Origin of the sequence: Corallococcus carmarthensis (genome assembly GCF_003611695.1) — a bacterium.
In the GTDB taxonomy this organism is placed as follows: Bacteria; Myxococcota; Myxococcia; order Myxococcales; family Myxococcaceae; genus Corallococcus; species Corallococcus carmarthensis.
Genome location: NZ_RAWE01000052.1, coordinates 46,054 through 52,124, shown reverse-complemented (window position 1 = coordinate 52,124; position 6,071 = coordinate 46,054). Strand labels below are relative to the sequence as shown.

The following is a 6,071-nucleotide window of genomic DNA, read 5'->3' as shown; positions in this document are numbered from 1 at the left end:
CCACGAGCCCCCTTCCAGGGATACCCCGTCAGTCCGCACCCTTGATGCAGGCCACCGGCTTGAGGCGGTGGGCCACCCGGGCGAGTCCGGCCTGCTCCACCGTCTCCAGCACGTCGTCCAGGTTCTTGTAGCAGGGCCCGGACTCGTCCAGCGGCGTGGTGCGGGTGTTGAGCAGGATGCCGGCCTCCGCCATGCGCCGGTCCGTCTCCTCCTGCTGGAGCTGCCGGCGCGCGGCGGCCCGTGACAGCCGGCGTCCAGAGCCGTGGTTCACCGAGTAGATGGACTTCTCCGCCCCCGGTTCCGCGAAGAGGATGGCGCTGCCCGTCTCCATGGACCCGGGGATGAGGATGGGATGCCCGGTGGCCTCCCACGTCGTCCCCTTGAGGGCCGGGTGGCCGGCGGGGAAGGCCCGCGTGGCGCCCTTGCGCGCGACGAACTTGCCGCCCTCGCGCTGGATGAGGTTGTGGCTGATCTCGTAGTAGATGCTCGCGGTGCCGCCGAACACGTCCTCGAGCGCCCCGCACACGGCCTCGCCGATGAGCAGCCGGTTGGCCACGGCGAAGTTGGCCGCCATGTTGTGCAGGTTCCAGTAGCTGCGGCCCAGGGGGCTGTCCGCGTCCAGCCAGACGAAGTCCTCGCTGCGGCTCTTGAGGCCCAGCTGCGCGGCCCCCGCGACGAAGAAGTGCTTGGCGATGTTCCAGCCGAAGCCCCGGCTGCCGGTGTGGAGCATCACCCAGACGCGGCCCAGCTCGTCCACCTGCATCTCGGTGAAGTGGTTGCCGCCGCCCAGGCTGCCCAGCTGCCCGCGCTTGTCGTAGGCGCGCTCGGGGATGGACACGCCGGTGTCCTCCACGGGGATGAAGTCGCGCTCGGTGACGGAGCGGGCGCGGCCCAGGGCCTTGGCGCCGTGGCGTAGGACCTCCTTGAGGGTGGGTTCACTGAGCCGGCGCTGCTTGCGCGCGCGGGTGGCGCCCACGCCCACGGCGATGCGTTCGGTCACCTCGTTGATCCACTGGCGGCGCTTCGCGGGGTCGGCCACGTCCTCCACGGTGAGGGAGGTCTGGAGCTGCACCATGCCGCAGCCGATGTCGTAGCCGGCGGCGGTGGGCAGCAGGGTGCCGTCCGTCTCCACGATGGTGCCAATGGGGACGCCATAGCCCACGTGACAGTCGGGCGTGACGGCGACGCGGGTGACGCCGGGGAAGGTGGCGGCGTTGACGACCTGATCGAAGACGGCGTCTTCCAGGGCAGGGGCTTCCGGGTTGCCCTCTTCCCCCCAGAGGAGCTTGTCGGAGAGGAACAGGTCCGCGTGCACGCGCATGGTCTTGGTGCGCGGCAGGACGTAGTGGCCCTCGGAGACCTTTTCCAGGTGTTGCTTCCAGCTCATGGTGAATCCCCCAGGTGGGTGAACCCGCGGCAGGGACGAAGCCCTCCATCATCCCTGACGGTGCCGGGTTCCGGACAGACGAATGGCTGGCTGCCTGGCCTGCGCCGGGCTGGAAACCTCCTGCGGTGGACGGAGGGAACGGCCGGGAGTGCACGGATCGGCATTCAGACAAGCCTGGGGCTTGCGTCATCCGATCGGCATTCCCATTTCTCCAGCGTGCATCAAGGGGGTGGGCGATGGGGTTTTTGACGGGGATGGTGCTGGCGATGTCGTTGCAGGCCGGGCCGGTGGAGGTGACCGCGGCTCCGGTGTTCAATCCGTCGCTGTGCGCCAAGAAGCGCGTGGATCCATGCGGCTGCCATCACGTGTACGGCATCCGGCACTGCCACCAGAATCGCAAGAGCAACCACTGCGAGGCGCAGGTCCGCGCCTACGAGCCGGACGTGGAGCAGGAGACCGCGGAGGCCACGAATCCGCTCCAGAGCCTCATCGACCCGGCGAAGTCCGTGTCCATGTAGGCCAGGGCCGTTCCTGAGCAGGGTGGAATCCGGGCGTCCTTCCCATGGCAGGGGAGGGCGCCACGGTTCGTGGTGGGGATGGCTATCCCGGGTCCAGGGACCAGGTGCCTTCCTCCCACCGCTTCAAGGCCTCAGAGGCTTCGAAGGGCACGAGTCCCTGGCCCCTGGCGGCTTCCTCCAGGACCGCCCTGGCCTCAGCCGTCCGGTAGCGGAGCAGGTGGGCGGCGGCCATCACGCGGACGTCCATGCGCTCATGCTTGAGCAGCACGAGGAGCGCATCCCGTCCGGCATCGCCGTGGGCCAGGAGTTGATCGATCGCGGCCCCGTACTTCCTGGCGTGCTTGTTGCCGGTCTTGGAGTCGCCTTGCCAGATGGCATCGGTCTGGGCGGCGACGTGCAGGGCGACCTGTTCGACCAGCTTCTCCAGGTTCATCACCAAAGCCCCTTCGACACGTTCTCGATCGCTCGCAGTCCGAAGTCGCGCTGTGCCTCGTACGACTGCGTGATCAACCATTTCCGTACGGTCAGGCTGCCCGTGCCCGTGAGGTTACGCCGGATCGCGGAATAGAGCTCGCTGACTCGGGTGTGCAGAGCCTTGTCCAGCGGGATGACGTTCTCGGTGTTGTGAAGGGCCTGGGGCCCGAACCGCTGCACGTTGCCCGGAGTCTGCTCGACGATGTGGTGCCACTCCTTGCCCGGACCCGCTGACCGTGGGGCTCTCCATCAGCAGGTGCAGGCAGTCGCCAGACCTGCCCGTGCGCTCGCACCAGCGCAGATAGGCTCGCGTCAGCTCCACGTCCGCGCTGCAGGCGACGCCTTCCAGGTGCTCATCCGGACCAAGCGGGGTGATGCGATGGCTGCGCGGGTCAAAAAGGTACGAACCACTGCGCGGCTCCACCTGCCACAGGCGCCGAGCCGCGTCCTGGGGGCGCGTGGACGGACGCACGGCCCGGGCCAGCACCGAGACGGCTTCCTCGAAGTTGTCCGCGTCCACTTCCACCGGCGTGGCACCGGGACGCGGTGTCACCACGATAGGGGGACCCCTGCCTGTTTCCAGACGCACCGATCGCGTGACGCCGCTACATCCGGTCAGCAGCACGAGCAGGAGCGGAATCAACCACCAGGGCCGCATGCGGAGTCCTCCCGGAGCCGGGACGCTCCGTGAGAGGCATTTGAGCATGCAATGCCAGACGAACAGAGAGGGGCGACGCCGGAAGGCGCCAATCCATGCTCGTGGGGTTCACGCGGAACGGAGAGTGAACCGCCCCGCCCCGGTGCGCGGCTGCTGGCTAGCCGGGCAGTTCCTCCGAACGGCTCACCTGGAGCTCGCTCTCCGAACGGATGATGACCCAGCGCGCCTGCGGTGACACACGCAGGGCCACCACGTTGGGCGCCAGGCGGCGCATCTCCGGCTTGTAGGGCAGCACGGCCGGCGGCGGTGCCATTGGCGCGGGAGGAGGCGGCGTCGGCAGGGCTTCGGACGTGCGGTTCAGCAGCGCGAGGACCTTCACGGTGGGACGCTCCGGCGTCAAAGCGGGCTTCGACATGGCCGCATCCACCGGCGGGTTCCGGGGCAGCGCGGGCAGGCTCAGCGGCACTCCGGGCAGGACCTTCTGTGGCACGGACCTGCCCACCGTGATGGGCGTGATGCCCGGAGGCGTGTTCCCTCCGGGGCCCTGCGAGGCGCTGGCGGCCGGCGGATCCGCGAAGGCGGCCATCGACACGATGACCTTCGGAAGCGCCGCGGCTTCCGGCGGACGCGGCGCACCCGCCGCCTTCATCGACCGCGACATCGTCTCCGTCGCCGAATCCCTCACGGGCGTCACCGCCGGCGCGACAGGACGCGCGTGGGACAGCACCGCCTGCCGTCCCTGCCCCGCGCTCCGCGCCCCCGGAGCGTTCAGCGGCGCGATGGGCGGCGCCACGGGCAGACCGCCTGGCGCGGCCGGCTCCTGCGCGGCGTTGAGCACGAAGCTCGGCGGCGGAGGCGGCGGCACGCTCCGCATCCGCCCGGGCGGCGGCGTCGGCGGCGGCAGCCGGTCGAAGCGGTAGAGCTGCTCGTCCTCCAGCTCCGTCGGCGTCACCGCGCCCTGGCCCAGCTGCACCAGCTCCATCTGCAGCTTCGGGTCCCTCGGATCCAACTCCAGCGCGGCCTTCAGCGCGCCCCTCGCGCGGGATTCGCAACCCAGTGACAACAGCACCTGCGCGGCTTCACGGTACGCGGCGACGGCCTGCTCCCGCTGACCCGCGCGGCGGCAGGCCTCCGCCAGCCGGACGCGCACATTCGCGTCTCGCGGCAGCCGCTTCGCGAGCTGCGCGTACGTTTCCACGCACTGCGCATACCTCCCCCGCTGGTACAGCGCATGGGCGGCTTCCTTCAACTCCCGCAGCTTCATCGACTCGCGCTCGCTCATGGGGGTCTCCGCGTCGGTGTCGCTCCCGTGAGCTAGCAGGCGACGTGCCGCGCTCCCGTGACGCGCGCTCGCGTTCACTGCCTCGCCCCCACCGCGACCCTGGACCGGAATCCCTGTCCTCCATCCGGCGGACCCAAAGGCAGCTCACCGTGCGGCCGTTCACGCTGTCTGCTTCATGACCCGGCAGGAACCCTGTAGAAATGGGAACCACGCTGTAACAACGCCAGTCCCTGTATTCCGGGGACTCTCCGGAGACGTCGGATGCGCACGCATGGGACATTGGGACAGCTTCGGGCTCCCCCGGAGACACTGGAGGTCGCACGCATGGCTTCACGCTTCGTGGCACTGACTTTGGGAACCCTGCTGCTGGGCGCCATGCCCGCGGGGGCGAAGGAGCCCGCTGCTCGGACCGCGGACCAGGAGGAGGCGCCAGCCGCGGACGAAACGCTCACCCTGAAGAAGGGCGCGAAGCGGGTGCTGACGGTGCCGGGCCTGAGCCGCGTGGCGCTGGGGGACCCGTCCATCGCGGACGTGAAGACGACCGGGACGGACGGGGTGGAGATCTCCGCGCTGGCGGCGGGGAAGACCACCCTCATCGTCTGGGGCAACGGCGGCAAGCGCCGCACGTACCGCATCGTGGTGGACGGCTAGCGTCCCCCGAGCTCCCCCAGCTTCCCCGAGCTCCGGAGCCTCACGGCTCGGACAGCAGGAACAGCGCGTGCGAGCTGGCGATGGGCCGCGTGCGGTCGTCCTGCCAGGCCTCCACGCGTACGTTGGCCACGCGCCGTCCCTGCCGCGTGATGAACGCGCGCGCGAAGGTGTCCTGCGCCTTGCCCGAGCGCAGGAAGTCCACCGTGGTGGAGATGACCTTGGGCACGCGCTCCGTGTCCGTCTGGAGCAGCAGCTCGAAGATGGCGCTCGACTCCAGCAGCGCCCCCAGCGTGCCGCCGTGCAGCGCGGGCAGGAGGCTGTTGCCAATGAGGTGCGGCGCATAGCGCATGCGGCAGAGCATCTCGCCGGCCAGGTTCTCCACGCCAATGCCCATGAAGCGCGTGTAGGGGATGGCGTCGGTGAGGCGGTGGTACTCGCGCGACTGGCGCACCAGGCGCACCAGGTCCGCGAGGGGAAGGGAAGGCGTGCTCATCAGTCCTCCACCCGCATGAAGGTGCCCTGCGACGAGGCCACCGGCATCGCCGGGTCGCCCTGGTGCACCAGCGCGCGCACGAAGGCGACGAGGCGGGTGACCTTGTAGCACTCGGCCTGCGCGGTCAGCGGCAGGCCCGGACGCGCGGGGCGCAGGTAGTCGATTCGCAGGTCCAGCGTGACGATGGCCGCGAACGCGTCCAGCGCCGCCATCACCGCCGTGCCGCTCGCCGCGTCGATGAGCGTCGTCACCGCGCCGCCCGCCACCACCCCCGTCTCCGGGTTGCCGACGAGCACGTCCGCGTAGGGCATCACCACCGTCGCATCCGCGGCGCCCACCGCTTCCAGCCTCAGCCCGAGCGCATGGTTGTGGGGCACCGCCTCGGTGAACAGCACGGCGAGCTTCTCGCGCCGCGCCTCCGTGTCCACGGGAAGACTGAAGTCCGACATAGGGCGGATGCAGTAGCAGATTCGGACCGCGCCGGGGGAACGCACCGCGGCACGCCGCGCCCAGGAACAGGCCTGCCTGCCCGCGAGTTCACGGGCGCCCTGACAGCCCACGCATCCTGGCAGGATGCCGCGCCCCGCGTCTTCCCCGAGGACACTTCC

Annotated in this window: 7 protein-coding genes and 1 pseudogene; 2 read left to right on the top strand and 6 right to left on the bottom strand. The window is 70.1% G+C overall.

The genetic code is table 11. From position 1 onward, the window contains the following. Nucleotides 1–28: 28 nt before the first annotated feature. Nucleotides 29–1,387, bottom strand: coding sequence for an RtcB family protein (locus tag D7X32_RS16625; RefSeq protein WP_120603527.1), 1,359 nt, complete (start codon nucleotides 1,385–1,387; stop codon nucleotides 29–31). 236 nt (nucleotides 1,388–1,623) lie between these two features. Here D7X32_RS16625 and D7X32_RS16620 point away from each other — a divergent pair, with 236 nt between their 5' ends. After that, nucleotides 1,624–1,905, top strand: a complete 282-nt coding sequence (locus tag D7X32_RS16620; RefSeq protein WP_120603526.1) for a hypothetical protein — start codon at nucleotides 1,624–1,626, stop codon at nucleotides 1,903–1,905. A gap of 82 nt (nucleotides 1,906–1,987) precedes the next feature. Here the strand turns inward: D7X32_RS16620 and D7X32_RS16615 are convergent, their stop codons facing one another. The 3 genes and pseudogenes from D7X32_RS16615 to D7X32_RS16605 all read right to left on the bottom strand — a co-directional run bounded on the left by D7X32_RS16615 (nucleotide 1,988) and on the right by D7X32_RS16605 (nucleotide 4,397). Beyond that, entirely contained in the window at nucleotides 1,988–2,338 is a 351-nt protein-coding gene (locus D7X32_RS16615; RefSeq protein WP_120603525.1) for a DUF2019 domain-containing protein, read from the bottom strand. Continuing rightward, a pseudogene (locus D7X32_RS47950) lies at nucleotides 2,338–3,037 on the bottom strand (hypothetical protein). Before D7X32_RS47950 ends, D7X32_RS16615 begins: the two are co-directional and overlap by 1 nt. A gap of 157 nt (nucleotides 3,038–3,194) precedes the next feature. Next, nucleotides 3,195–4,397, bottom strand: coding sequence for a BTAD domain-containing putative transcriptional regulator (locus D7X32_RS16605; RefSeq protein WP_341868136.1), 1,203 nt, complete (start codon nucleotides 4,395–4,397; stop codon nucleotides 3,195–3,197). A 246-nt stretch (nucleotides 4,398–4,643) separates the two neighbouring features. Here D7X32_RS16605 and D7X32_RS16600 point away from each other — a divergent pair, with 246 nt between their 5' ends. Next, nucleotides 4,644–4,970, top strand: coding sequence for a pilus assembly protein N-terminal domain-containing protein (locus D7X32_RS16600; RefSeq protein WP_158625699.1), 327 nt, complete (start codon nucleotides 4,644–4,646; stop codon nucleotides 4,968–4,970). A 40-nt stretch (nucleotides 4,971–5,010) separates the two neighbouring features. Here D7X32_RS16600 and D7X32_RS16595 read toward each other — a convergent pair whose 3' ends face one another. Continuing rightward, nucleotides 5,011–5,463: a PaaI family thioesterase gene (locus tag D7X32_RS16595; protein WP_120603522.1), complete on the bottom strand. Its 453-nt coding sequence runs from the start codon at nucleotides 5,461–5,463 to the stop codon at nucleotides 5,011–5,013. Beyond that, nucleotides 5,463–5,912 carry a PaaI family thioesterase gene (locus D7X32_RS16590; protein WP_120603521.1) on the bottom strand — a complete coding sequence of 150 codons (450 nt, stop codon included), beginning with the start codon at nucleotides 5,910–5,912 and terminating at the stop codon, nucleotides 5,463–5,465. The genes D7X32_RS16595 and D7X32_RS16590 overlap by 1 nt, the downstream gene beginning before the upstream one ends. Between the last annotated feature and the right edge of the window lie 159 nt (nucleotides 5,913–6,071).

Excerpts from the sequence above, each read along its gene's own strand:
- D7X32_RS16625 (WP_120603527.1), bottom strand. The coding sequence starts at position 1,387 with ATGAGCTGGAAGCAACACCTGGAAAAGGTCTCCGAGGGCCACTACGTC.
- D7X32_RS16595 (WP_120603522.1), bottom strand. The coding sequence starts at position 5,463 with ATGAGCACGCCTTCCCTTCCCCTCGCGGACCTGGTGCGCCTGGTGCGC.
- D7X32_RS16600 (WP_158625699.1), top strand. The coding sequence starts at position 4,644 with ATGGCTTCACGCTTCGTGGCACTGACTTTGGGAACCCTGCTGCTGGGC.
- D7X32_RS16590 (WP_120603521.1), bottom strand. The coding sequence starts at position 5,912 with ATGTCGGACTTCAGTCTTCCCGTGGACACGGAGGCGCGGCGCGAGAAG.
- D7X32_RS16620 (WP_120603526.1), top strand. The coding sequence starts at position 1,624 with ATGGGGTTTTTGACGGGGATGGTGCTGGCGATGTCGTTGCAGGCCGGG.
- D7X32_RS16615 (WP_120603525.1), bottom strand. The coding sequence starts at position 2,338 with ATGAACCTGGAGAAGCTGGTCGAACAGGTCGCCCTGCACGTCGCCGCC.